Origin of the sequence: Nocardia otitidiscaviarum (assembly GCF_007362295.1) — a bacterium.
GTDB classification, from domain to species: Bacteria; Actinomycetota; Actinomycetes; order Mycobacteriales; family Mycobacteriaceae; genus Nocardia; species Nocardia otitidiscaviarum.
Genome location: NZ_CP041695.1, coordinates 1,193,498 through 1,216,860, shown reverse-complemented (window position 1 = coordinate 1,216,860; position 23,363 = coordinate 1,193,498). Strand labels below are relative to the sequence as shown.

The window sequence follows — 23,363 nt, the reverse complement described above, 5'->3', positions numbered from 1 at the left end:
GTTTTATGCCTCCATTCGCACGGTCGATACCGGACCGCAGGATTGCCGGGAAGTGGCGCTGTAGCGCGCCGTCAGTCCCAGTCGGGCGGCGGCACCTCGTCGTACTCCGGCGGGGGCTCGGGCAGCGGAATGTCGTCGGGAGCGTCGAATGCCGATGCCGCCGCACGGCCGGTGCGGGTCGGCGTTCGCGGCACCTCGTCCCCCGGGAACCGCGAGGACGGCCGGGACGCTGCGCCGGCACCTCCCGCGGACGCGGGCGATGCCACACCGGCTCCGGCGACGACCTCGAGCACGCCCTCGCCGTACTTGGCGCGCTTGCCCTCGCCGATACCCGAGATGCCGCCGAGATCGGCCAGCGAGGCGGGTTTGCGGGAGGCGATCTCGCGGAGGGTGGCGTCGTGGAACACCACGTAGGCGGGGACGCCCTGTTCCTTGGCGACGCCCGCCCGCCAGGCCCGCAGCTTTTCGAACAGCTCGTTGTCGGCCGGGGACATGTCCGCGGCCGCCAGCCGGGACGCCTTGCTGGACTTGGGTGTCCGGGCAGCCTTGGCGCGTTCGGGTTCGCGGCGCAGCTTCACCTCGCGTTTCTCGAACAGCACCTGATTGCTGGCCTCGGTGAGGGTGAGCACGCCGTAATCGCCGTGCACGGCCAGCAGTCCCTGGGCGAGGAGTTGGCGGACGACGCCGCGCCATTCGATGTCACGCAGTTCGGTGCCCACGCCGAAGACCTTGAGTTCGTGGTGGGCGTGCTGTTCGACCTTGGGGTTGCGCTTGCCGACGAGGATGTCGACGATATGGCCCGCGCCGAAGCTCTGGCCGCGCTCGCGCTTCAGCCGCAGCACCGTGGACAGCACCTTCTGGGCCGCGACTGTGCCGTCCCAGGACTCGGGCGGGGTGAGGCAGGTGTCGCAGTTGCCGCACTTCTCCCCGGTCTGGCCGAAGTAGTTGAGCAACTGGGTGCGGCGGCATTCCACCGTCTCGCACAACGCCAGCATGGCGTCGAGATGCAGCTGCAACTGTCGGCGGTGCGCGGCGTCACCGTCGGACAGGTCGATCATCTTGCGCTGCTGCACGACATCGCTGAGGCCGTAGACCATCCACGCCGTGGACGGGAGCCCGTCACGTCCGGCGCGACCGGTCTCCTGGTAGTAGCCCTCCACGGATTTCGGCAGATCCAGATGCGCCACGAAGCGCACATCGGGTTTGTCGATCCCCATGCCGAAGGCGATGGTGGCGCAGACGACCAGACCGTCCTCGCGCAGGAAACGAGCCTGGTTGGTCGCCCGGGTGCGATTGTCGAGCCCCGCGTGATACGGCACCGCCTCGATGCCGTTGGCGGTCAGGAAGGCCGCCGTCTTCTCCACCGAATTGCGGGACAGGCAGTAGACGATGCCCGCGTCCCCGGCGTGCTCCGTTCGGATGAACGACAGCAGTTGCTGTTCGGGCCGATTCTTGGCCTCGATCCGGTATTGGATGTTCGGTCGGTCGAAACTCGCGACGAAGTGTTTGGCCCCGGTCAGATCCAACCGCTGGGCGATCTCCTTGCGGGTGGCCTCGGTGGCGGTGGCGGTGAGCGCGATGCGCGGCACGTCCGGCCAGCGCTCGTGCAGCATGGACAGCGCCAGATAGTCCGGCCGGAAGTCGTGGCCCCACTGCGAGACACAGTGCGCCTCGTCGATGGCGAAGACGGAGATCTTGCCGCGGTCCAGCAACTGCGCCGTGGCGTCGAGCCGCAGCCGTTCCGGGGCGAGGTAGAGCACGTCCAACTCCCCCGCCACGAATTGCGCCTCCACCGTGCGCCGTTCGTCGGGGAACTGGGTGGAGTTGAGGAATCCGGCGCGCACACCGAGGGCGTTGAGCGCGTCCACCTGGTCCTGCATGAGCGCGATGAGCGGTGAGATCACCACACCCACACCGGGTCGCACCAGCGCCGGAATCTGATAGCACAGCGATTTGCCGCCGCCGGTCGGCATGAGCACCAGCGCGTCACCGCCGGAGATCACCTGGTCGACGATGTCCGCCTGCGGCCCCCGGAAACTGTCGTAACCGAATACCCGACGTAGCACCTCGTGCGCGGCCTTGCTGCCGACGTCGGCACCAGTTGCGGACATGGTCTCGATCTCCGGGGCACTCACCCCGGCAATCCTACGGATCGCCGCCGACAGCGGAACCCCGTTGTCCGGTCTCCGCGAGACTTCGCACCGCTTCTCCGTTCTCGCACCGCGTTTCGGCCGAAAGACAACGCACCCCACCCGATTCGGGTGGGGTGCGCCGATATCGTCGCGATGTGCGGACACTCACTCCCGCACGTAGTACCGCAGCGCGGCGTAGGCCGTCAGCGCGGCGAAACCGACGCCCACCGGCAGGATGACGAACGACACCGCCGCGATGTCGTCACCGCTGATACCCGGCAGCACCCGATTGTCGAACAGATCACCCAGCGCCCGATTGATCACCAGCGGTTTGGCGATGAACAGTCCCGCCACCGCCAGCGCCGAACCCACCAGCGCGGCCAACACGGCTTCCAGGAGGAATGGCAGCTGCGTATACCAGCGGGTCGCTCCCACCAGGCGCATGATGCCCACCTCGGTCTTGCGGGCCAGGGCCGCCACCTGCACCATATTCGCGATCAGCAGCAGCGCCGCGAACGCTTGGAGCAGCGCCAAACCGAATGCGGCATTGCGCAATCCGACGAAGAAGCTGACCAGTCGGTCGACGATGTCCTTGTCATTGAGCACCGTCATCACGCCCGGCCGGGTCGCGAACTCGTCGTAGATGGCCTGGTAGTTCTCGGCGTCGGTCAATTTCACGCGGAACGACGCGGGCAGCCCCTCCTTGGTGACCTCGTCGGCCAACCCCGGCTGATCCTTGAAGGTGGTCTCCTTGACCTCCTTCACCGCCTCCTCGCTGTTGACGAACTGCACGCTCGCCACCTTGTCGTTCGCCTTCAGGTCCGCCTGCAGGGATTTACAGGGTTCGGCCAGGCAGTCCGGGTCGGTGGTGGAGACGGTGTCGTCGAGATACAGCCGGATCTCGACACGGTCCATGTAGAAGTTCTCGATCTTGTCCGCCATGCGCACCGCGAGCAGACCGCCGCCGAGCATGGTCAACGACACCGCGGTGGTGAGGATCATGGCGATGGTCATGGTGATGTTCCGGCGCAGACCGGTGAACACCTCACCGAGTAGGAATCCGACGCGCATTACCGGCCCACCCCGTATACGCCGGTCTCGTCGTCGCGCACGAGTCGGCCGCGATCGAGTTCCACCACGCGCCGCCGCATGGCGTCGACGATGGTGTTGTCGTGGGTGGCCATCACCACCGTGGTGCCCGTGCGATTGATGCGTTCCAGCAGCGTCATGATGTCCTGACTGGTATCCGGGTCGAGGTTGCCGGTGGGTTCGTCGGCCAGCAGCACCAGCGGCCGGTTCACGAAGGCACGGGCGAGCGCGACGCGCTGCTGCTCACCACCGGAGAGTTCGCTGGGCAACCGGTCCGCCTTGCCCGACAGCCCCACCATGTCCAGCGCCTCGGGCACCGCGCGGTTGATGAACGAACCCTTCTTGCCGATCACCTCCAGGGCGAAGGCGACGTTCTGCTCGACCGTCTTCTGTTGCAGCAGCCGGAAGTCCTGGAAGACACAGCCGATGCGCTGCCGCAGTTTGGGCACTTTGCGCCCGGGTAGCCGGTCCACCCGAAAGTCCGCCACCCAGACCTCGCCCGCTGTCGGCTTCTCGTCTTTGAGCAGCAAACGCATGAACGTCGATTTGCCGGAACCGGACGGCCCGATCACGAAGACGAACTCGCCTTTTCCGATATCGACGGAGACGTTGTCCAGCGCGGGTCGCGTCGAGGTCTTGTAGGACTTGGTGACGTTCCGCAGGGTTATCACGGGGAGCCAGTGTAGCCAGACGCGCCGGACACTCCGGCGCGCCGCGCGGCCTCGAGGTCAGCGCGGCGGCGGTGTCCCACCGTCCTTCGCGTCATTGTTGAGCACCGAGTTGACGATGGGGGTATACGCCGGGCGCTGCGACGCTTCGGGCTTGACGAAGACGTACAGCACGAATGTCGCGACCCATACCGTCATCAGAATCGCCGTGGATTTGCGGGCTTTCAGCGTGAAGCCCGGTGATTTACGCAGTTTCACTCAGACCCTCTCGGCGCAGCGCCGCGGCCACCCGCACCCGCAGCTCGCGCCCTACTTCGAACTGTTTGCCCGGCAGTGTCCGGGCGACCATCTTGATGTTCATCTGGTCGACGGTGAGATCTTCGACACCCATGACGGTCGGCTCGTCGAGCAACAGCGATTTGAGCTTGCGATCGGCGAAAGCCCGGCTGCCGACCTCGTGCAGGATCTCGTTGACCCGGTTGATGTCGGCGCTGGCGGGTACGGGCACGTCGATGGCCGCACGCGCCCAATCCTTCGACAGATTGATAACTTTCACGATCTGACCATTGGGTACGGTGATCACTTCGCCGTCAGCGTTGCGCAGCGTGGTGATACGCAAGGTGACGTCCTCTACCGTACCTTCAGCATCCTGTGATGAGCCCGTTACCGCAATGCGAACGACATCACCATAGCCGTACTGCTTTTCGGTGATGAGGAAGAAACCGGCCAGCAGGTCCTGCACGATGCGCTGCGCGCCGAAACCGAGCGCCGCACCGAGCACCGCCGCCGGGGCGACCAGCCCGCCGAGCTGAAAGCCCAAGCGCTGCAATACTTCCAAACCGACCAGGAAGTACACCAGGGACAGCACCACCCAGGTGAGCACCTGGGCGAGCGCATGCCGATGCTTGGCCGCCTCCGAGCGCACCAGCGAATCACTGCTGCGGAATCCGGCGTCGATCCGGCGGGTCACCCGATCGCGCACGTAGGTCACGAACCGGCTGAACAGCATCGCGCCGACGATCAGCAGTACGATCTCGAGTCCGCTCGACCGGACCCAGTTGCCGAAGTCCGAGGCGGTGCTCGCGGCGAGCAGCATCTGCATGGTTGTACCTCGAGTCAGCGCTCAGTGATGGTGCCGCAAAGGGTTACTGGTTGTCGCCGGACATCCGCCATCGGATGCCGCCCGTGCTCAGGCATCCTGATTCTGCTGCATGCGCCAGCGGATCCCGCTCTCGATGAAGGAGTCGATGTCACCGTCCAGCACCGCCGACGGGTTGTTGACCTCGTAGTTGGTGCGCAGATCCTTCACCATCTGGTACGGGTGCAGCACGTAGGACCGCATCTGGTTGCCCCACGACGCGCCCTCGTTGGTCTTGAGCGCGTCCATCTGCGCGCGCTCCTCCTGCCGCTTGCGCTCCAGCAGTTTGGCCTGGAGCACGCGCATGGCCGAGATCTTGTTCTGTAGCTGCGACTTCTCGTTCTGGCAGGTGACCACGATGCCGGTCGGGATGTGGGTCAGGCGCACCGCCGAGTCGGTGGTGTTGACGCTCTGACCGCCAGGACCGGAGGAGCGGTACACGTCGACGCGCACCTCGTTGTCCGGAATCTCGATGTGGTCGGTGGTCTCGACCACGGGTAGCACTTCGACCTCGGCGAAGGAGGTCTGACGGCGGCCCTGATTGTCGAACGGGCTGATGCGCACCAGGCGATGGGTACCCATCTCCACCGAGAGGGTGCCGTAGGCGTACGGGGTCTTGACGGCGAAGGTGGCCGACTTGATACCGGCCTCCTCGGCGTAGGAGGTGTCGTAGATCTCCACCGGGTACTTGTGCCGCTCCGCCCAGCGCACGTACATGCGCATGAGCATCTGGGCCCAGTCGGCGGCGTCCACGCCACCCGCGCCGGAGCGGATGTTGACCAGCGCCTCACGCTTGTCGTACTCGCCCGACAGCAGGGTGCGGACCTCCATGGCCTCCACATCGGCGTGCAGAGCCGAGCGCTCGGCGTCGGCGTCGGCGACGGCCTGGGCGCGGGCCTCACCTTCCTCGCCCTCGGCGAGTTCGTAGAGCACGGGGAGGTCCTCGAGCCGCTGCCGCAGGTCACGCACGCGGCGCAGTTCACCCTGGGCGTGCGAGAGCTCGCTGGTGACGGCCTGGGCGTGTTCCTGGTTGTTCCACAGCTCCGGGTCGGCGGCCTGCTGCTCCAGCTCGTCGATGCGGCGGACCAACTCGTCGATATCGAGCACCGACTCGACGGTCTTCAGGGTCGCGTCGAGTTCGGCAAGATCAGCGGAGACGTCAGGATGCACGGTGTTCAAGGCTACAGGGCCGCCTCTCCGAAACTTAAGCGCCCGGCTCGGGTGCCGCGACGGGGTTGTGCACGCATATCGCCGGTCGGGACCGGGGGAATCCGATGGGTCGACCACCCTCGGGCGGGCTGTCCCGGAGCGAGCGGCGGAATGGCGTGTCGATGGGGAGTCGTCGGCCGCAGGGTGATCCGGCGCGGCCGGTTCTCTTCAAACCTCGGAGCGCGGCCGGCCGATGCCTCGTCGCACGGCGCGCGACCCGGCTCTCTGGGATTCGCTTCGATCGATCACGGTGCACATGATACGCCGCGCTCACACCGGTGACGAGTGGAAAAGATTACCGCCCAAGGGATTACCGTGACCACCGCTCAGCCGAGCGCGCGCAGACCGCCCGGACGGCGTCCCATCAACCGGTCGAGGGCCGCGGCGGTGGGGTCGTCGGCGGGGAGGTGAACGAGAATGTGCTGGTCGTCGTCGGCGGAGAGGTCCAGGCGCTCCCAGGCCAGGCGCAATTCGCCGACCTCGGGATGGGCCAGGCGGTGAATGCCGTTGGCGGCGGCGAAACCGGGTATCGATAGCACCCGGTCGGTGAATTCCGGGCCGACGGTGACCGCGAGTTCGTCGGCCAGGGACGCGACCAGGGCGTCGGAGCGGAAGGGACCGGCCTTCAGGGTGGCGACGGTGGCGTCGGCCAGGTGCGCCCAATCCAGGTAGACGGTGCGGGCGCGAGGGTCGGTGAACACGTAGCGGGTGAAGTTGGCGGGCAGTCCCGCATCGAGCAGACCCGATGGTTCCATCAGCCCGCGATAACTCTCCGTGCAGGCCAGCACCTCACCGAGCCGGTTGAGCACGGCGGCGGGCGCGGGTTCGAGCCGGTCCAGGATGGCGAGCACGGCGGGGCGCACCTCGCGGTTGGGCTGCGCGCCGCCCAGGCAGTGGAAGCCGCGGCCGGCCTTCTGCATCTGATACAGGTGAATGCGTTCGCTCGAGGTCAGCCGCAGTGCGTCCGCCAGCGCCGACAGCACCTCCGCCGAGGGATGCCGGTCGCGCCCCTGCTCCAATCGGGTGAGGTATTCGACGCTCACCCCGGCAAGGGTGGCGAGTTCCGAGCGGCGCAGGCCGGGCGTGCGTCGCCGCGGCCCGGCGGGCAGCCCCACGGCCGCGGGCGTGACGGCCTCGCGCCGACTACGCAGGAACAACCCCATCTCGTTATCACTCACGGCTCGAACGTAACAGCGTCCGCTCCCCGGAGAGTGGCCCTGCCACTACCACTCTCGGCGCGGCCTCCCGGCCACAGCACCGCGGCGGCAGAGTCGAATTCGGCGACCGAGCAGACAGCGCGGTCCTGACGGCGGAGACGCATCGACCACAGGTCGCCACCAACACCCGTATGCGACCGCGGCCAGCCGCGCCGCTCCACTTATGAAGGAGTTCCCATGTCCGACACCCTGCGCCTCGCGGTGATCATCGCCAGTGTTCGCGAGGGCCGCTTCGGCCCGGTGGTCGCCAACTGGATCACCGAGTACGCCCGCGCTCACGGCGGCTTCGAGGTGGATCTGATCGACCTGGCGGAGATGGAGCTGCCGCACGCCCTGCCCGCGGTCTCCCCACTCATGGACCCCAACCCACCCCGCCCGGCGGGGATGGTCGACCTGACCGAACGTCTGGGCGCGGCCGACGCGTTCATCATCGTCACCCCGGAGTTCAACCGCAGCTACCCGAGTTCCCTCAAGGCCGCCATCGACTGGCATTTCACCCAGTGGAACCGCAAGGCCATCGCGTTCGTCGGCTACAGCGGCAACAGCGGCGGCATCCTGGCCATCGAGCACCTGCGCCAGGTCTTCAACGAACTCCACGCCCACACCGTCCGCAGCTACGTCTCCTTCCCCCGCTTCTACCTCCTGTTCGACGCCGAGGGAAAGCTCCTGGACCCGTCCGGGCCGGAAGAAGCCGCCACCGCCATGCTGGACGAACTCCACTGGTGGTCGGCCGCCCTGGCCGCCGCCCGCACGGAGCCGGTGAGCGTGTGATCGAGAGCAGGTCGCGGTGGAGGTGTCCGGTGGCGGGTGACAGGTTACGGTTTGGGGCGTGACCTCGTATTCCAGTGACCTCGAACTCGCCCTGCGGCTGGCCGACGCGGCCGATGGGATTACCCGTGATCGGTTCGGTGCGCTCGATTTGAAGATCGACTCGAAGCCGGATCTGACGCCGGTGTCGGATGCGGATCTCGCGGTGGAGCGGGAGATCCGGACGATACTGGCGGCAGAGCGGCCGGAGGATGCGGTGCTGGGTGAGGAGTTCGGCGGGGAGGCCGAGTTCGGGGGGCGGCAGTGGGTGGTCGATCCGATCGACGGGACCAAGAACTTCGTGCGCGGGGTGCCGGTGTGGGCGACGCTCATCGCGCTGCTCGAGGACGGCGTGCCCGTGGTGGGCGTGGTGAGCGCTCCGGCGCTGGCGCGGCGCTGGTGGGCGGCGCGGGAGGCGGGGGCGTGGAGCAGTTTCGAGTCCGGGGAGCCGAAGGCGATCTCGGTGTCGGCGGTGCCGCAGCTGGGTTCGGCCAGTCTGGCGATCTCCAGCCTGTCGGGCTGGCGTGATATCGGCCGCCGGGATCAGCTCATCACGCTCACCGACGAGGTGTGGCGGGTGCGCGGCTACGGCGACTTCTTCGGGTACGCGCTCCTGGCGGAGGGCGCGGTGGACATCGTCACCGAACCCGAACTGTCCCTGTGGGATATGGCCGCGCTGGACATTCTCATTCGGGAGGCGGGCGGCCGCTTCACCGCCCTGGACGGCACCCCCGGCCCGCACGGCGGCAGCGCGGTGGCCACCAATGGGCTGCTGCACGACGTGGTGCTGGCCGCGCTGGCGAGCTGAGTTCGCGCCGGAAACGCCGAGAACGCCCCCGCTCCATCGCGGGGGCGTTCTGCTGTCCGGAGTGGAATCAGGCGGATCCGGTGCCGCCACCATCCATGGGGCCGATCAGCACCCCGACGAGACCACCGAGCAAACCAACGACTACAGAGACGAGTCCTGACAACATGACTTCCTCCTTTCGCCTCGGTGAAAAACGTAGTGCCCCTTGACAGTTGACGCTATGAGATCGAAATAACCGCATAAAACTCCTCGTTATACAGATCTTGCAACGCAGCGAATCGCTTTGAAAACAAGGAGGTTTGAACTTCGATCATCGCAATTGCGTTGTGTCAGAACATTATCCAAGATGACGCATCATAGCCCACATTTCACCCCATGACCTGCGCGGGTCGCGGCACAGCAACAGCTCCGCACCCTGTTCGTCATTGTCGATACCGAATCCGTTGTCGATCCGCCCCACCGATTCCGGTTCGTGACACAGGCTTTCGACCTCCGCTCGCGGAATACCCACCGTGAACACCCACCGGCCGTCGGCGGGCGGACCCCACCACCAGTAGGCGTTGTGCCCGCTGTGCGGCGTCGGCAGCCCGTACGCCGCGCCGAAGCGTTCGAGGGCGGCGGCCTCCCCGTAGTTGGACGTGAGTAGTTCGGCGTCGGGTGCGACCTCGGATCGGATCTCGGCGATCTGCCGTACGAACTCCGGCCAGCCGATGGTCTCCCCCGCGTCGTAATTCACCGCCGGCACCGGCGATTCCGGAACCGCGGAGATCGGGAGCACCGGCAGGAACAGCAGCGCCGACCCGACCGCGCCGACGCCCACCACGGCACCGACGCCGACCGCGCGCACCCGACGCGCCGTGTACCACCGCTCGAGTCCCACCGCCCCGGCGGCGAGCAGCAGCGGATACATTCCACCCAGGTAGTACGCCTTCCCGCCGGCGACGGCATAGAGAGCGAACAGCACGCCGTAGGTGAGAGCGAATGCGCGATAGGGCGGTCGCCGCCACAGCCACCACAACCCGTACCCCCACAGCGGCACCAGCAGCGGTCCGATCAACCCCAATTGCAGGAGTATGAAGGTGAGCGGCGTGTCCGAGGTGCCCGACGATCCGCCCGCCAGCGACCTGCTCACCTCCCATTGCGGCCAGCCGTGCCGGGCCTGCCAGACCAGATAGGGCGATATGAGCAGGGCCGCGAGCAGGACGGCTAGAGGGAAGTACCTGGTGGCGAATATCTTTCGCGGGCCGATCGCGGCGAAGCACAACGCCGTGACGACCAGCGGGACCGCGATGAGCGCCTTGTTCAGCAGCCCGAACCCCGCGAGCGCCCCCACCGCGAGCCACAGCCGCGGGTCGGCTTCCGGTCGCAGCAATCGCAGCAGCAGAACGACCACACCCGACCACACCGCGAGATCGATGATCGTGGTACCGAACAGATGCCCGGCCGCCATGACCAGCGCCGCGGCCGCCACCGAGGCCGACGCCAGCGCTTGCGCGGCCTTCCCACCACCGAGTTCCCGTGCCGCGAGCCCGGCGCAGATCACCACGACAGTGGCTGCCACGATCACCGGAAGCCGCAGCAGCACCAGCGAATCCGCGTCGATGGTCGAGATGGCTCGAGCGATCAGCGGTGTCAGCGGCGGTTGGTCGGCGTATCCCCAGTCGAGTCGCCGCCCCGCCGCGAGGAAGTACATCTCGTCGCGGTGGTAGCCGTACCGATCGGCGACCACTCCGAGGACGACCGCGAAAACCCCCGCTACCCAGTACATATCGTTACCGTCCCACACCGGGTCCGGTTCGGCGCGGGTACCGGCGCGCCAGCTGCGGTGCCGTCGCCGGTACGCGCGAGTCAGTCCGGAATCAGGTCGAATCCGGCGGAGTTGGTGTCGATGCCGACGTCCACGTCGGTGTCGCCGCCACCGGGCGTGGGCAGTGCGGAGTTGGAGCCGACCTCGCTGGCACTGCCGCTGCTGCCGAATTCGGTGCCGATCGCGCCGGCCTCTGCCGGGGTCTGAATCGGCTGGTACGGCTCCAGCGGGATGGTGGCGGATGCGGCGGGTACGACGGCGAGGGTCAGGGCGGCGACGGCACCGGCCGTGGCCACGAGTCTCTTCATGGTGCGACCTCCTTGCGGGGGCGGATGATGCGCCCCCACGGTAGCCCAGCCCGCCTCTTTCTGAAGCGAATTTGTTTCACTAGTTGCCGCGATCTCGACACTCCGCCACCGACCAGGTGATTCGACAACTCTCGACGGCTTTCTTACTCTGAAGTAAGATAGTCTTACTCAGGAGTAAGATTGCTGGGCAGGATCACCCCACACACCCGAGAAATTTGGTGATTATGAGTACTCGAGACACCGCAACGAAGCGGGACACCTCCGCTGTCGGACTCAACCCGGTCAAGCGCGACTGGATGGGCGCGGCCATGCGGGTCATGACGACGATCACGGGATCGGAACTCGCCGAGAAGTACAAGCTGCGCAAGCCGATCGAGCGGCTCACCTACGAGGGCACCAAGACCGGTTTCCGCACCCTCGGCGCGGCCACCCGGGCGTTCGAGAAGGTGTCCGGCGGCGGCGCTCCGAAGCGGCTGCCCGCCAACGAGTCCCGGGGCAAGGACTACTTCGACCTGACCCCGACCGACGAACAGCAGATGATCGTCGAGACGGTGAAGGAGTTCGCCGAGGAGATCCTGCGCCCGGCCGCCTACGACGCCGACAACGCCGCCAAGGCCCCGCGTGATCTGCTCGAGCGGGCCGCGGAACTCGGCATCACCCTGATCAATGTTCCCGAGGAGCTGGACGGCGCGGCCTCCGAGCGCGGCGCGGTCACCAACGCGCTGGTCGCCGAGGCGCTCGCGCACGGCGATATGGGACTCGCACTGCCCATCCTGGCCCCCAGCGGCGTGGCCGTGGCGCTGTCGCAGTGGGGTACCGACGCCCAGCAGCGCACCTACCTCGGCGCTTTCACCGGCGAGAACGTGCCGCAGGCGTCGGTCGTGATCAGCGAGCCGCAGCCGCTGTTCGACCCCTTCGCGCTGCGCACCAAGGCGACCCGCTCCCCCAGCGGCTACCGCCTCAACGGTGTGAAGAGCTTGGTCCCGGCCGCCGGTGACGCCGAGCTGTTCATCGTCGCCGCCGAACTCGACGGCCGCCCCGCCTTCTTCATCGTCGAATCCGACACCGACGGTGTGGTGATCGAGGCGGATCCGGCCATGGGTCTGCGCGCCGCGGGCCTGGGTCGACTGCTGCTGAACAATGTCGCGGTTCCGGCCAACGCCATCCTGGGCGATGCCGACGCCGTGCAGCGCGCCGAGGATTACGCCGACGCGGTGCGGCTGGCCCGGCTGGGCTGGTCGTCGCTGGCGGTCGGCACCGGCCAGGCCGTGCTGGACTACGTGATTCCGTATGTGAAGGAGCGCGAGGCGTTCGGTGAGCCGATCGCGCACCGGCAGGCGGTGGCGTTCATGGTCGCCAATATGGCGATCGAGCTGGACGGTATGCGCCTGGTGACACTGCGTGGCGCGTCGCGCGCCGAGCAGGGGCTGTCGTTCGCCCGCGAGGCGGCGCTGGCCAAGAAGCTGGCCACCGACAAGGGCATGCAGATCGGCCTGGACGGCGTGCAGTTGCTCGGCGGCCACGGCTTCACCAAGGAGCACCCGGTCGAGCGCTGGTACCGCGATCTGCGCGGCATCGGCGTCGCCGAAGGCGTCGTCCTCGTCTAGCCCCGACTTCTCACACGGAGACCACAATGATCAATCTCGAACTCCCCAAGAAGCTGCGGGCCAGCGCCAATCAGGCCCATCAGGTGGCCGCGGAGATCTTCCGCCCCACCTCGCGCAAGTACGACCTCGCCGAGCACGAGTACCCGGTCGAGCTGGACACCATGGCCGCCATGGTGGAGGGCCTGTCCGACTCCGGTGCACAGGACGTCTCCGGCGCCACCGGCGGACGCAAGGCCCAGGAGGGCGAGGGCGACGGCCACGCCACCGAACTGCTGGGCAACAGCAACGGCGGCAACATGTCCGCGCTCATGAACGCCCTGGAGACCTCGTGGGGCGATGTCGGCCTCATGCTCTCCATCCCCTACCAGGGGCTGGGCAATGCGGCCATCGCCGCGGTCGCCACCGATGAGCAGTTGCAGCGCTTCGGCAAGGTGTGGGCCGCCATGGCGATCACCGAGCCGTCCTTCGGCTCCGACTCGGCCGCGGTGTCCACCACCGCGGTGCTCGACGGTGACGAGTGGGTGCTCAACGGCACCAAGATCTTCGTGACCGCCGGTTCGCGTGCCACCCACATCGTGGTGTGGGCCTCGGTGGACAAGTCCAAGGGGCGCGCCGCCATCAAGTCCTTCGTGGTGCCCCGGGATGCCAAGGGCCTCACCGTGTCCCGCCTCGAGCACAAGCTCGGCATCAAGGCGTCCGACACCGCCGAGATCCGCTTCGAGGACTGCCGCATTCCGAAGGACAACATCCTCGGTTCGCCGGAAGTCAATGTGGAGAAGGGTTTCGCGGGCGTCATGCAGACGTTCGACAACACCCGCCCGCTGGTGGCCGGTATGGCCGTCGGTGTGGGCCGCGCCGCCCTCGAGGAACTGCGCAAGATCCTCACCGACGCGGGCGTCGAGATCTCCTACGACACCCCGCCGAACAACCAGCACGCCGCCGCCGCGGAATACCTCCGCCTGGAAGCCGACTGGGAAGCCGCCTACCTGCTCTCCCTACGCGCGGCCTGGATGGCCGACAACAAGAAGCCGAACTCCCTCGAGGCCTCCATGTCCAAGGCCAAGGCCGGCCGCATGGGCACCGACGTCACCCTCAAGGCCGTCGAACTCGCGGGCCCCCTCGGCTACAGCCAGCGCACCCTGCTCGAGAAGTGGGGCCGCGACTCGAAGATCCTCGACATCTTCGAAGGCACCCAGCAGATCCAGCAGCTCATCGTGGCCCGCCGGGTGCTGGGACTGTCGAGCGACAAGCTGAAGTAGGTTCTGGGACAGGGCAACCGGCGCGAGTTCCGCGGAGCTCGCGCCGGTTTCCGTTCGCGGCATCCATCGGGGATTCCACAGTGCTGTGCCCAGCGGGGCACCTCAGCCGATGGCAGCCAGCGGAGGCCAGGGCGACAGCCATGGCCCGCCCCACTCGATATCTCACATACTGGGGCGATGTTGCCCTTCACGTTGCCCGGTCGGTTCTGGCGGGGGAATCTGCACTGTCACTCGAACCGGTCGGATGGAGCGCTGGCACCGGAGGAGGTCTGTCGGCGGTATCGGGAGGCGGGGTACGACTTCGTCGCCGTCACCGACCACTTCCGCCCGGAGTACGGGTTTCCACTCACGGATACGCGGGCCATTCGAACCGACGATTTCACCACATTGCTCGGGGCCGAGTTGGAGGCGCCGCGAATGCAATTCGCCAGTAGATGGCATATTGTCGCGGTGGGGTTGCCGGTGGGGTTCGTGCCGCCGGAGCCGTCCGAGAGTGGGCCGGAGTTGGCGCGGCGGGCGCGGGCGGCGGGGGCTTTCATCGGGATGGCGCATCCGGCGGCAGCTTTGTCGACCGTCGAGGATGCGGCGACGCTGGATGCGGCGCATGCGGTGGAGGTGTTCAATTCGCTTGCGGCACGGGAGGATCGGGGGGACAGTCTGCATCTCTATGATGTGCTGCTGGGGCGGGGGTATCGGCTCGACGCGTATGCGGCCGACGACTGTCACTTTCAGCCGCAGGATCCGGCCGGGCGCGATGCCTGGGTGCAGGTGCGTGCCGAATCCCTCGATCCTGATGCTTTGCTGATCGCGTTGAAGGCCGGGCACTACTACTCCAGTACCGGGCCGGAGATTCACGGCATCGAGATCGCGGGCGGGCGGATCGAGATTCGATGTTCGCCGGTGCACAAGATCGTGGTGACCGGATCGGTTCCCGGGGCGCAGTGGCGGATGGGTGACGGGTTGACCGAATGTCGGCTGCCGCTGGACATGTTCGCGCGCAGCCCGTACGTGCGGGTGACGGTCACCGACGTGGCGGGCAACCGGGCCTGGAGCAATCCGATTCGGCGGCAGTGAGTTTCAGGGGTTCGGTGCCGAGCGTCAGGCGCTGAACTCCTCCACCAGGCGGCGATAGGTCTCGAAGGCCGCCTTGGGGCGGTAGTCGCTGGACGTGATTCCCAACTGCGCCATGGGTTCCGGCTGAGCGGAGTTGGCGTCGCGCAGGCCGAAGAGTTCGAGATGGGTCACGTGGTGGCGGCTTCGCACCGCCGCGACGGCGCGTACCAGGTGATCGATGCTGTCGGCCTGGTGTTCGGGGGTGCGCTCCGGGCCGGTGATGCTGCCGCATTCCGAGATGTGGATCGGTACGTGAGATCCTATGCGCGCCTTGGGCAGCGACTCCTCGCGCAGCTGCTGGATGGCGTGCTTCACCTGGGAATCGATATCGCCGGGCGTGCCGTGCGGTGCGACCGGGGAGAAGGCATCGGGATACAGCGCCAGCCCGACATAGTCGACCAGGTCGGCGAATTCGTGTGCGGGTACGGCCGCCAGCTGCTCCCAAAAGGCCGCGTCACCGCCCATCCAGTCCGGTGATTCGGCCACCGAGAATCCGATGCGCACCGCGTCCAGGCCCACCGTGTCGAGCGCCTTGCGCGCGTGCGCGATGCCGCGCACCAGGGCCGTCACCACGCCGGGGGAACTGCCGTCGATCCACGGGATGTCGAAATTGGGTTCCAGCGTGATCTGGAGGTAGCGCACGATCCGCCCGTACCGGTCGATGGCCCGGTCGATGAAATTCAGCCAGCCGTCCACGTCGACGGCAGTGGGCAGGTAGCAGAGCACCAGGTCCAACTGCCGGTGCCCCTCCAGATACCACCGATCCGGCATGGTCAGCTCGCCGTAGACGCGTTCGGGGTGCAGGACCGCAGCCCGTTCCGGGTCCGGTGGAGTACCCAGGTAGTGCAGGTACTCCCGCACCACGAACGGCGCGTCCCCCTGTAGCCGCCGCACCAGATCCGCGATGGCGGCGCGGTCGTCGGGCGGCCCGGCCACCGTGCTGACCTGCCCCGCCGCGTACACACCGAAGAGCAACTCCGTGGAATCGGTCACCCGGTCCATGTAACCATCGGTGAGCGCCCGCCGGTCACCGCCCGGATCGATACACCCGATCCGCCACGGCAAAACGCCTGGTCGGTGGACGCACCCGGCCGCGCTGTCCGATCTGACCGGATTTCTGTAACGTCGGTCACACTCCACTGCTACCGTTGCGCCAATCGCAGGGTGTCGTGCGGCGTCGAACCGGCACGACCACGAGTTCGGAGGTTGATCGAGATGGCCTCGATTCTGCATTCGGTGCAGCAGCGTATGACCCACACCGGAGAGGTGATCAAGGGTCTGGGGCGGTTGCGGGAGGTCGGCATCAGCGATCCCCGCAATCCCATGGAAACCCTGCGAACCATGCGGGAGGCCAAGGTTTTCGGGCCGCAGGCCACCATGGTGCAGCATGCCGCGCGGGTGTGGCCGGACCGCCCGGCGCTGGCCGACGAACGCGGCGAGATGACCTACCGCGAACTCGACGAGGGTTCGACGGCGGTGGCCCGGGGCCTCCAGGCCATGGGCATCCAGCCGGGCATGGTGATCGGCATCCTCGCCCGCGACCACCGCGGACTGCTGCTCTCGCTGGCGGCCGCCGGGAAGCTCGGCGTGCGCTCGGCGCTGATGAACACCGGATTCGCCAAGCCGCAGTTCGCCGAGGTGTGCGCCCGCGAGAACGTCAAGGCGGTGCTGCACGACAGCGAGTTCCTCGGCCTGCTCGACGCCCTGCCGCCGGAACTGCCGCGCGTGCTCACCTGGGTGGACGAGGGACACGAGGTCCCGGCGGGGGCGACGACGCTCGACACGCTGATGGCGGAGAACTCCACCGAGCGGCTGCCCGCCCCGCAGAAGCCGGGCGGTTTCATCATCCTCACCAGCGGCACCACCGGCCTGCCCAAGGGCGCGCCGCGCACCAAGGTCGGCCCGATCGGCACCGTGCAGATGGTGGACCGCATCGACTTCCCGCGCCAGGGCACCATGGTGATCGTCTCCCCCATCTTCCACAGCACCGGCATGGGCACCTGGCTGGTCGGCACGGCACTGGGCAACAAGGTGGTGCTGGTCCGCCGGTTCGACGCCGAACGCACGCTGCGGCTGATCGACGAGCACAAGGCGGACATGCTGGTGGCGGTGCCGACCATGGTGCACCGCATGGTGGAGTTGGATCCGGCCATTCGCGAGAAGTACGACACCTCCTCGCTGCGGGGCATCGTCATCGCCGGTTCGGCACTGTCGCCCGAGCTCAGCGTGCGCACCCAGGAGGTCTTCGGCCCGGTGCTGTACAACCTGTACGGCTCGACCGAATGCGCGGTGGCGACGGTGGCGCGCCCCGAGGATCTGGCCAAGGCACCGGGCACAGCGGGCAAATCGCCGCTGACCTGCGAGGTCGCCCTGTTCGACGATGACGACAAGCGCATCCACGCCAAGAATGTCACCGGCCGTATCTTCATCCGCTCCGGCGCACCCTTCGAGGGCTACACCGACGGGCGGCACAAGCAGATCATCGACGGGTACATGTCCAGCGGCGACGTCGGGCATTTCGACGACAACGGCCTACTGTTCGTGGACGGCCGCGACGACGACATGATCGTCTCCGGCGGGGAGAACGTCTTCCCGCAGGAGGTGGAGAACCTGCTGCTGGAGCGGCGGGACGTATTCGACGCGGCGGTGGTCGGCGTGGACGATGTGGAGTTCGGAAAGCGCTTGCGCGCCTTCATCGTTCCGGAACCGGGTGCGAGCCCGGACGCCGAGGAGATCAAGGCGTACGTGAAGGGCAATCTGGCCCGCTACAAGGTGCCGCGCGAGGTGATCTTCCTCGACGATCTGCCCCGCAACACCACCGGCAAGCTGCTGCGCCGCGTGCTGGTCGAGTACGAGGTGTAGCCGGGGGTCACATTCCGACCGCATTAAGCGCTACTTCGGGTAACAGAGACCTGAGCCACAACCTTTCTGCCTGCGCTTGCTAGGCTGCAAGCGCACTGGATCTCGATGTCGCGGTCCGCCCGGCCGACTCGTCCGGCAGGGAGATCGCGGGAATGGTTGTACCCATGTCAGTTGCCCGTCCGACGGCAAACAGCGCGTTGAAAAAGGTCAGCGACACGGCGCTCAGCGTGAACGCCATGATGAAGCGGGGCCTGTTCAATCCGCTGCGCCCCGATCATGCCGTCAAATCCGCGCTGAACGTGCTCAAGTTCGGCCCGTTCGCCGGCGTCGTCATGCATGCCGCGCAGACCAACCCGCACGCCGCCATCATCGACGAGCGCGGTGAGCTGTCGGTCAAGGAGCTCGACGAACTGTCCAACGCCTTCGCGCGCGGACTCAGCGCGCGCGGGCTGCGGCCCGGCGATGTGGTGGCGGTGCTGGCCCGCGACCACCGCGGCATGGTGCTGAGCCTGCTCGCCACCGGCAAGCTCGGGGTGCGCGCCGTCCTCATGAACACCGGCTTCGCCAAGCCGCAGTTCGCCGATGTGGCGGCCCGCGAGCAGGTCAAGGCGGTCCTGCACGACAGTGAGTTCTTCGAGCTCATGAGTGCCATTCCCGAGGACATTCCGCGCATCCTCACCTGGGTGGACGAGAAGGACAACGCCGATCCGGCCATCCCCACCATCGAGTCGGTGTCGCAGGGGCAGTCCACCGCACCGATCACGCCGCCGGACAAGCCGGGCGGCATGGTCATCCTGACCTCCGGCACCACCGGCACCCCGAAGGGTGCGCCGCGCGACAAGGTGAGCCCGTTCATCTCGGCCCAGTTCCTGGATCGAATTCCGCTGCCGCGCAACGGCACCATGGTGATGGCCGCGCCCATCTTCCACGGCACCGGCCTGTCGCAGTTCACCCTGTCCATCGCACTGGGCAACAAGGTGGTCTTCCAGCAGCGCCGCTTCGACCCGGAGCTCACGATCGCCAATATCGTGAAGTACCGGGCGCAGGGCCTGACCGTGGTGCCGACCATGCTGCAGCGCATGCTCGACCTGCCGTCCGAGGTGCTAGCCAAGTACAACCCGAAGGCGTCGCTGCGCGTCATCTTCGCCGCCGGGTCGGCCATCCCGCCGGACGTGGTCACCCGCAGTCTGGACTACTTCGGCCCGACGCTCTACAACCTGTACGGCTCCACCGAATGCGCGGTCATCACCGTGGCCACCCCGGATGAGCTGCGCAAGTCGCCGACCACCGCGGGCCGCCCGCCGGTCGGCATCACCCTCGCGCTGTACGACGAGAACCGTAAGCTCATCACCAAGCCGGGCGTGACGGGCACCATCTTCATCGGCAACGCGCATTCCTTCAAGGCGTACACCGACGGCCGTACCAAGGAGTTCGTGGACGGCCTCATGTCCTCGGGCGACGTGGGTCACTTCGACGCCGACGGCCTGCTGTTCATCGACGGCCGCGACGACGACATGATCGTCTCCGGCGGCGAGAACGTCTTCCCGCAGGAGGTGGAGCACCTCATCTCCAACCGCCCCGACGTGCTGGAGGCGGCCGTGGTGGGTGTGGACGATGCCGACTTCGGAAAGCGTTTGCGCGCCATCGTGGTTCCGGGCCCGGATTCCCAGCGCGACGCCCAGGAGATCAAGGATTTCGTGAAGGAGAACCTGGCGCGCTACAAGGTGCCGCGCGAGGTGATCTTCCTCGACGAGCTGCCGCGCAATGCCACCGGCAAACTGCTGCGCAAGCCGCTGGTCGAAATGGAAGTTCCGGCGGAGTAATTCGACGCGACCACTCCGTCCGCACTCCGGCGGGTAGCGGGTGTGGAGTCCGGAATCCAGGGACCGCTATCATCAGCGGGTGAGTTTCGAGTCCGGCCGCCCTACGGCGCATTTTCGCGGTGATGCCGCGGTATTGCGCGGTGGGGCGGCCGGTTCGATTTCCGGGGCGCTGGCCGTCGCCGCGCACGGTTGGGCCTCCGGCGCCATGGCCCCCGATTCAGGCGCGCTGACTCTGCTCATCGCGGGCTGTGCCGCCGTGGGCGCGCTGACCGCCGGGGTGCGCTCGCTGCGCACCACCGCCGTCGGTCTGGTGGGCGCGCTGGTGGGCGGACAGCTGCTGGGCCACCTCGCCATGTCGTGGGGAGCCGGCGGCGGGCATCACCACCAGCAGTCGGTGTGGACGCCGTCCATGCTGCTGGCGCATATCGTGGCCGCCATCGCCGCGGCTGTCGTGATCCTGGGCGCGGAGGCCGCCTATCGGATCGTCACCGCCGTGATGGCGCGGGTGCTGCCGGTACCCGTCGTGCTGCCGGTGCTCGCGGGGCCGCCCGCGCTGCCCATCGAGCACCGCGATCGGATCGTGCTGCGGCTCTTCGCCGCCGACGCACTGCGCACCCGCGGGCCACCCGTTCTCGTTCGAGGCTGATTCTCCTTTCTCGCCCGGCACACGGACTTTCCCGTCCGTGTGATCGCGCTGTCCACGTATGCCGATGCGGCATGCGGTATTCCGCGCATCCGGGCTGCCCCTCGAACAGAAAGTCCGCTAGTGACCACCACGGATAGCGGTGTCGAGACGACACCGCCTATTTCGCCTACCCCGGAAACGGATTCATCCGCCGAATCCGCGGGCGGTAAGAAGAAAGCAGGCGGCGCTTTTCAAGCGCTGATGCTGAGACTCCATTTTTACGCGGGCGTTTTCGTCGCCCCGTTCATCCTGATCGCGGCCGTCACGGGCGCGCTCTACGCCATTGCCCCGACCCTGGAGAACATCACCGAACGGGGCCTGCTGCACACCGATTCGACCGGCCCGGTCAAGCCGCTGTCGGATCAGATCCGCGCCGCTGTCGCGCGGCAGCCGGACCTGGCGCTGGCGGCGGTCGCCCCGGCGCAGGGCACCGGGGACACCACCCGTGTGATCTTCACCGACCCGACACTCGGAGCGTCCGAGCGACGCGCCGTCTTCGTGGATCCGGTGACCGCCGAGCCGCTGGGCGACAGCGTCGTCTACGGCAGCTCGGGTGCGCTGCCCATGCGCACCTGGATCGACCAGTTGCACCGTGACCTGCATCTGGGCGAACCGGGTCGCCTCTACAGCGAGTTGGCCGCCTCCTGGCTGTGGGTGATCGCCCTGGCCGGGCTGGTGCTGTGGATCCGGCGGGTGCGCGCCCGGCGCGAGCGCCGGTCCGCGCGCTGGCTGCTGTGGCCGGATCGTTCCCGCCCGCGTGGCCGTTCGCTGAATTGGCATGCGGCCGTGGGTGTGTGGATTCTGCCGATCGTGCTGCTGCTGTCGGTGACCGGTATGACCTGGTCCACCTACGCCGGTGAGAACATCGCGAAGATCCGCGAGGAGATGAGCTGGACCACCCCGAAGGTGAGTTCCGAACTGCCGGGTGCCGCGACGCCGTCCGCGCCCGCCGCCGGGGAACACTCCCATCACGCCATGCCGGATCCGGAGGCGGCCGCGCCGTCGGTCAAGGCGATCGAGCAGGCGGATCTGGTGTACGGCGTGGTGCGCGCCAATGGCATCGAATCGCCCGTGGAGATCAGCATTCCGGCGGCGGAGGACGTGGCGTTCACCGCCAAGGAACGCCGGATGCCCGGGGTGCTCACCGTCGACTCCATCGCCGTGAACGGCGCCAGCGGTGAGGTCACCGACCTGCTGCGGTATTCCGACTGGTCGCTGGCGGCCAAGCTGACCAACTGGGGCATCCAGTTCCATATGGGCCTGATGTTCGGGCTGCTCAACCAGCTGTTGCTGCTGGCCGTCATGGTCGGGCTGATCACGGTGATCGTGCGCGGCTACCTGATGTGGTGGCGGCGACGACCGACCAGGGACGCCAAGGCGTTCGCCGTCGGCAAGGCGCCGCGGCGCGGGGTGCTGCGGCAGACGCCGCTGTGGCTGCTGCTGCCGTTCGCGGCCGCGGCCGTGGTGGTGGGCTGGTTCGCTCCGCTCATCGGGCTCAGCGTGCTCGGCTTCCTCGTCGTGGACGTGGTGGTCGGTCTGATCGCACGCCGCCGGGCCTCGGCCTAACTCACTTCCGAACTGCACCCAGCGACACGGCATTCGAGCCGTGCCGCCGGTGCGGTCCGTCCACTCCCAGGGTCACGTCGCCTGTTCACTGGCATGGAGGCGGCGCGCTGGACCCTGCGCAGCTACCGAAGGAATTCACCTGATGAAGATCAACAAGTTCGCCGCCACCTCGGCCCTGCTCGTCGCCGCCCTCGGCGTCGCCACCGGCACCGGCCACGCCGACGCGCCGACCGGGCCCGCCCCGGTCAACGTCTCCTACCAGGCGCAGGAGCGGAGCCTGACGCTCTCCACCGATATCGGTTCGCTGGAGGTCGCGAACGGTGTGCTGGCGATCAAGTCGGCCGACGGCACGGTCGTGGCGGGCGCTCCCCTCCGGGTGCGGGTGGACGACTTCGTCTTCCCCGTCGCCGCGGAGGTCTCCGGGCACACCGCGACCCTGACGCCGCAGATCGACCGCGAACATGCTGTCTACCAGCCCGTTTCGCTGCCGTTCGAGGACAAGGCCGAGTTCAAGAACGAGTACGAGCGGGAGAAGGCCGCCTGGTCCCGGATGACCTCCCGCATCGGTTTGGCGGGTACCCTGGCCGGGCTGACCACGACCGTGCTGGGCGGTCTCGTCGGCTGCGCCCTCGGCGCGGTCGCGGGCACGATCGCGACGGGCGTCGTCGCCACGCTGTTCGGTGCCGGCCCGATCGTCGGCTGCCTGGTCGGCGCGGCGGCAGGCGCGAGCCTGATCGGCATCGCGGGCACGGTGCTGATCACCGCCCCGGTGGCGGTGGCGTCGATCATCGACTACTTCAACACCATCAACGCACCGCTGCCCCAGCCCGCCGACTGAGACGAGACCGACCCCGCCCGGCCAGCGACCGGGCGGGGTCACCGCTCCTCGGTGGGGACACCCTCGGGCCACTGCTCGGCCAGTCGTACCGCGTCGGCGACCGCCAAGGGCGCGTCGCATCGGCGACCTCCCGCGCGTGATCGGCGATAAGCAGACGTCCCAGCAACACCGCGGCCGCCGCCGCCAGCAGCGCGACCGCTGTCGACCACCGCGCCAACCGGCCCGGTCCGGCGGTCAATTCTTCCCTCACCGGCGGTGACCCTACCCATCCGTCACGCGCTCGGTCGACCGCCACGATCTCGAGCCCGGGAAGCGCCGATGCCGATCACCCCCGTACGCTGCGGATCTGTGAGTCATCCCATGCCGCCGCAGCAGCCGCAGTACCCGCCGCAGCAACCGTACGCACAGCAGCCCTACCCGCAGCAGC

The 23,363-nt window shown here is 67.6% G+C and carries 20 protein-coding genes; 10 read left to right on the top strand and 10 right to left on the bottom strand.

Translation table 11 applies throughout. The annotated features are described in order from the left end of the window. Positions 1-71 precede the first annotated feature (71 nt). The 7 genes from recQ to FOH10_RS04905 form a co-directional block, all read right to left on the bottom strand. The gene (recQ, locus tag FOH10_RS04935; RefSeq protein ID WP_143983864.1) at positions 72-2,111 is read right to left on the bottom strand and encodes a DNA helicase RecQ; all 2,040 of its coding nucleotides are present in this window, start codon (positions 2,109-2,111) and stop codon (positions 72-74) included. A 186-nt stretch (positions 2,112-2,297) separates the two neighbouring features. Then, positions 2,298-3,203, bottom strand: a complete 906-nt coding sequence (ftsX, locus tag FOH10_RS04930) for a permease-like cell division protein FtsX (RefSeq protein WP_143979799.1) — start codon at positions 3,201-3,203, stop codon at positions 2,298-2,300. Continuing rightward, positions 3,203-3,892, bottom strand: a complete 690-nt coding sequence (gene ftsE, locus FOH10_RS04925) for a cell division ATP-binding protein FtsE (RefSeq protein ID WP_029931836.1) — start codon at positions 3,890-3,892, stop codon at positions 3,203-3,205. Before ftsE ends, ftsX begins: the two co-directional genes overlap by 1 nt. Before the next feature lie 57 nt (positions 3,893-3,949). Continuing rightward, on the bottom strand, positions 3,950-4,147 hold the full coding sequence (locus FOH10_RS04920; protein ID WP_143979798.1) for an Rv3103c transmembrane domain-containing protein: 198 nt from the start codon (positions 4,145-4,147) through the stop codon (positions 3,950-3,952). Next, positions 4,134-4,991 (bottom strand): mechanosensitive ion channel family protein, encoded by an 858-nt coding sequence (locus FOH10_RS04915; RefSeq protein WP_029931834.1) that lies wholly within the window; start codon positions 4,989-4,991, stop codon positions 4,134-4,136. The genes FOH10_RS04920 and FOH10_RS04915 overlap by 14 nt, the downstream gene beginning before the upstream one ends. Before the next feature lie 87 nt (positions 4,992-5,078). Further along, a complete protein-coding gene (gene prfB / locus FOH10_RS04910; RefSeq protein ID WP_029931833.1) occupies positions 5,079-6,197 on the bottom strand; it encodes a peptide chain release factor 2 in 1,119 nt (372 codons plus the stop codon). A 365-nt stretch (positions 6,198-6,562) separates the two neighbouring features. Further along, positions 6,563-7,414 (bottom strand): helix-turn-helix domain-containing protein, encoded by an 852-nt coding sequence (locus FOH10_RS04905; protein WP_143979797.1) that lies wholly within the window; start codon positions 7,412-7,414, stop codon positions 6,563-6,565. Positions 7,415-7,630: 216 nt separating this feature from the next. Between FOH10_RS04905 and FOH10_RS04900 the strand changes: the two genes are divergently transcribed. Together FOH10_RS04900 and hisN are read left to right on the top strand one after the other, a co-directional pair. Then, positions 7,631-8,224: an NADPH-dependent FMN reductase gene (locus FOH10_RS04900; protein ID WP_143979796.1), complete on the top strand. Its 594-nt coding sequence runs from the start codon at positions 7,631-7,633 to the stop codon at positions 8,222-8,224. Between the two features lie 58 nt (positions 8,225-8,282). After that, entirely contained in the window at positions 8,283-9,068 is a 786-nt protein-coding gene (gene hisN / locus FOH10_RS04895; protein WP_143979795.1) for a histidinol-phosphatase, read from the top strand. Positions 9,069-9,405: 337 nt separating this feature from the next. Here hisN and FOH10_RS04890 read toward each other — a convergent pair whose 3' ends face one another. Both FOH10_RS04890 and FOH10_RS04885 read right to left on the bottom strand, forming a co-directional pair. Further along, entirely contained in the window at positions 9,406-10,836 is a 1,431-nt protein-coding gene (locus tag FOH10_RS04890; RefSeq protein WP_143979794.1) for a glycosyltransferase family 39 protein, read from the bottom strand. A gap of 80 nt (positions 10,837-10,916) precedes the next feature. Next, positions 10,917-11,183 carry a hypothetical protein gene (locus FOH10_RS04885; RefSeq protein WP_039809550.1) on the bottom strand — a complete coding sequence of 89 codons (267 nt, stop codon included), beginning with the start codon at positions 11,181-11,183 and terminating at the stop codon, positions 10,917-10,919. Positions 11,184-11,401: 218 nt separating this feature from the next. Between FOH10_RS04885 and FOH10_RS04880 the strand changes: the two genes are divergently transcribed. The 3 genes from FOH10_RS04880 (at position 11,402) to FOH10_RS04870 (ending at position 15,123) form a co-directional block, all read left to right on the top strand. Beyond that, positions 11,402-12,790, top strand: a complete 1,389-nt coding sequence (locus FOH10_RS04880) for an acyl-CoA dehydrogenase family protein (RefSeq protein WP_370450306.1) — start codon at positions 11,402-11,404, stop codon at positions 12,788-12,790. A 26-nt stretch (positions 12,791-12,816) separates the two neighbouring features. Then, positions 12,817-14,049 (top strand): acyl-CoA dehydrogenase family protein, encoded by a 1,233-nt coding sequence (locus FOH10_RS04875; protein ID WP_039809545.1) that lies wholly within the window; start codon positions 12,817-12,819, stop codon positions 14,047-14,049. 177 nt (positions 14,050-14,226) lie between these two features. Then, a complete protein-coding gene (locus FOH10_RS04870; RefSeq protein ID WP_143979793.1) occupies positions 14,227-15,123 on the top strand; it encodes a CehA/McbA family metallohydrolase in 897 nt (298 codons plus the stop codon). A 24-nt stretch (positions 15,124-15,147) separates the two neighbouring features. Here the strand turns inward: FOH10_RS04870 and FOH10_RS04865 are convergent, their stop codons facing one another. After that, entirely contained in the window at positions 15,148-16,155 is a 1,008-nt protein-coding gene (locus FOH10_RS04865; RefSeq protein WP_143979792.1) for a hypothetical protein, read from the bottom strand. A 222-nt stretch (positions 16,156-16,377) separates the two neighbouring features. Between FOH10_RS04865 and FOH10_RS04860 the strand changes: the two genes are divergently transcribed. The 5 genes from FOH10_RS04860 to FOH10_RS04840 all read left to right on the top strand — a co-directional run bounded on the left by FOH10_RS04860 (position 16,378) and on the right by FOH10_RS04840 (position 22,936). Continuing rightward, complete coding sequence (locus tag FOH10_RS04860) at positions 16,378-18,024, top strand: acyl-CoA synthetase (RefSeq protein WP_143979791.1); 1,647 nt, start codon at positions 16,378-16,380, stop codon at positions 18,022-18,024. 164 nt (positions 18,025-18,188) lie between these two features. Then, on the top strand, positions 18,189-19,847 hold the full coding sequence (locus FOH10_RS04855; protein WP_143979790.1) for an acyl-CoA synthetase: 1,659 nt from the start codon (positions 18,189-18,191) through the stop codon (positions 19,845-19,847). A 79-nt stretch (positions 19,848-19,926) separates the two neighbouring features. Beyond that, positions 19,927-20,493 (top strand): hypothetical protein, encoded by a 567-nt coding sequence (locus FOH10_RS04850; RefSeq protein ID WP_051036858.1) that lies wholly within the window; start codon positions 19,927-19,929, stop codon positions 20,491-20,493. Between the two features lie 240 nt (positions 20,494-20,733). Continuing rightward, on the top strand, positions 20,734-22,098 hold the full coding sequence (locus FOH10_RS04845; RefSeq protein ID WP_143979789.1) for a PepSY-associated TM helix domain-containing protein: 1,365 nt from the start codon (positions 20,734-20,736) through the stop codon (positions 22,096-22,098). A gap of 142 nt (positions 22,099-22,240) precedes the next feature. Continuing rightward, on the top strand, positions 22,241-22,936 hold the full coding sequence (locus FOH10_RS04840; RefSeq protein WP_143979788.1) for a DUF8020 domain-containing protein: 696 nt from the start codon (positions 22,241-22,243) through the stop codon (positions 22,934-22,936). Positions 22,937-23,363 lie beyond the last annotated feature (427 nt).

What these genes read in the sequence shown, in the direction of transcription:
- FOH10_RS04860 (WP_143979791.1), top strand. Translation starts at nt 16,378, where the DNA reads ATGGCCTCGATTCTGCATTCGGTGCAGCAGCGTATGACCCACACCGGA.
- FOH10_RS04840 (WP_143979788.1), top strand. Translation starts at nt 22,241, where the DNA reads ATGAAGATCAACAAGTTCGCCGCCACCTCGGCCCTGCTCGTCGCCGCC.
- FOH10_RS04875 (WP_039809545.1), top strand. Translation starts at nt 12,817, where the DNA reads ATGATCAATCTCGAACTCCCCAAGAAGCTGCGGGCCAGCGCCAATCAG.
- FOH10_RS04870 (WP_143979793.1), top strand. Translation starts at nt 14,227, where the DNA reads ATGTTGCCCTTCACGTTGCCCGGTCGGTTCTGGCGGGGGAATCTGCAC.
- FOH10_RS04855 (WP_143979790.1), top strand. Translation starts at nt 18,189, where the DNA reads ATGTCAGTTGCCCGTCCGACGGCAAACAGCGCGTTGAAAAAGGTCAGC.
- recQ (WP_143983864.1), bottom strand. Translation starts at nt 2,111, where the DNA reads ATGTCCGCAACTGGTGCCGACGTCGGCAGCAAGGCCGCGCACGAGGTG.
- ftsX (WP_143979799.1), bottom strand. Translation starts at nt 3,203, where the DNA reads ATGCGCGTCGGATTCCTACTCGGTGAGGTGTTCACCGGTCTGCGCCGG.
- FOH10_RS04885 (WP_039809550.1), bottom strand. Translation starts at nt 11,183, where the DNA reads ATGAAGAGACTCGTGGCCACGGCCGGTGCCGTCGCCGCCCTGACCCTC.
- FOH10_RS04845 (WP_143979789.1), top strand. Translation starts at nt 20,734, where the DNA reads ATGCTGAGACTCCATTTTTACGCGGGCGTTTTCGTCGCCCCGTTCATC.
- FOH10_RS04915 (WP_029931834.1), bottom strand. Translation starts at nt 4,991, where the DNA reads ATGCAGATGCTGCTCGCCGCGAGCACCGCCTCGGACTTCGGCAACTGG.
- FOH10_RS04890 (WP_143979794.1), bottom strand. Translation starts at nt 10,836, where the DNA reads ATGTACTGGGTAGCGGGGGTTTTCGCGGTCGTCCTCGGAGTGGTCGCC.
- FOH10_RS04900 (WP_143979796.1), top strand. Translation starts at nt 7,631, where the DNA reads ATGTCCGACACCCTGCGCCTCGCGGTGATCATCGCCAGTGTTCGCGAG.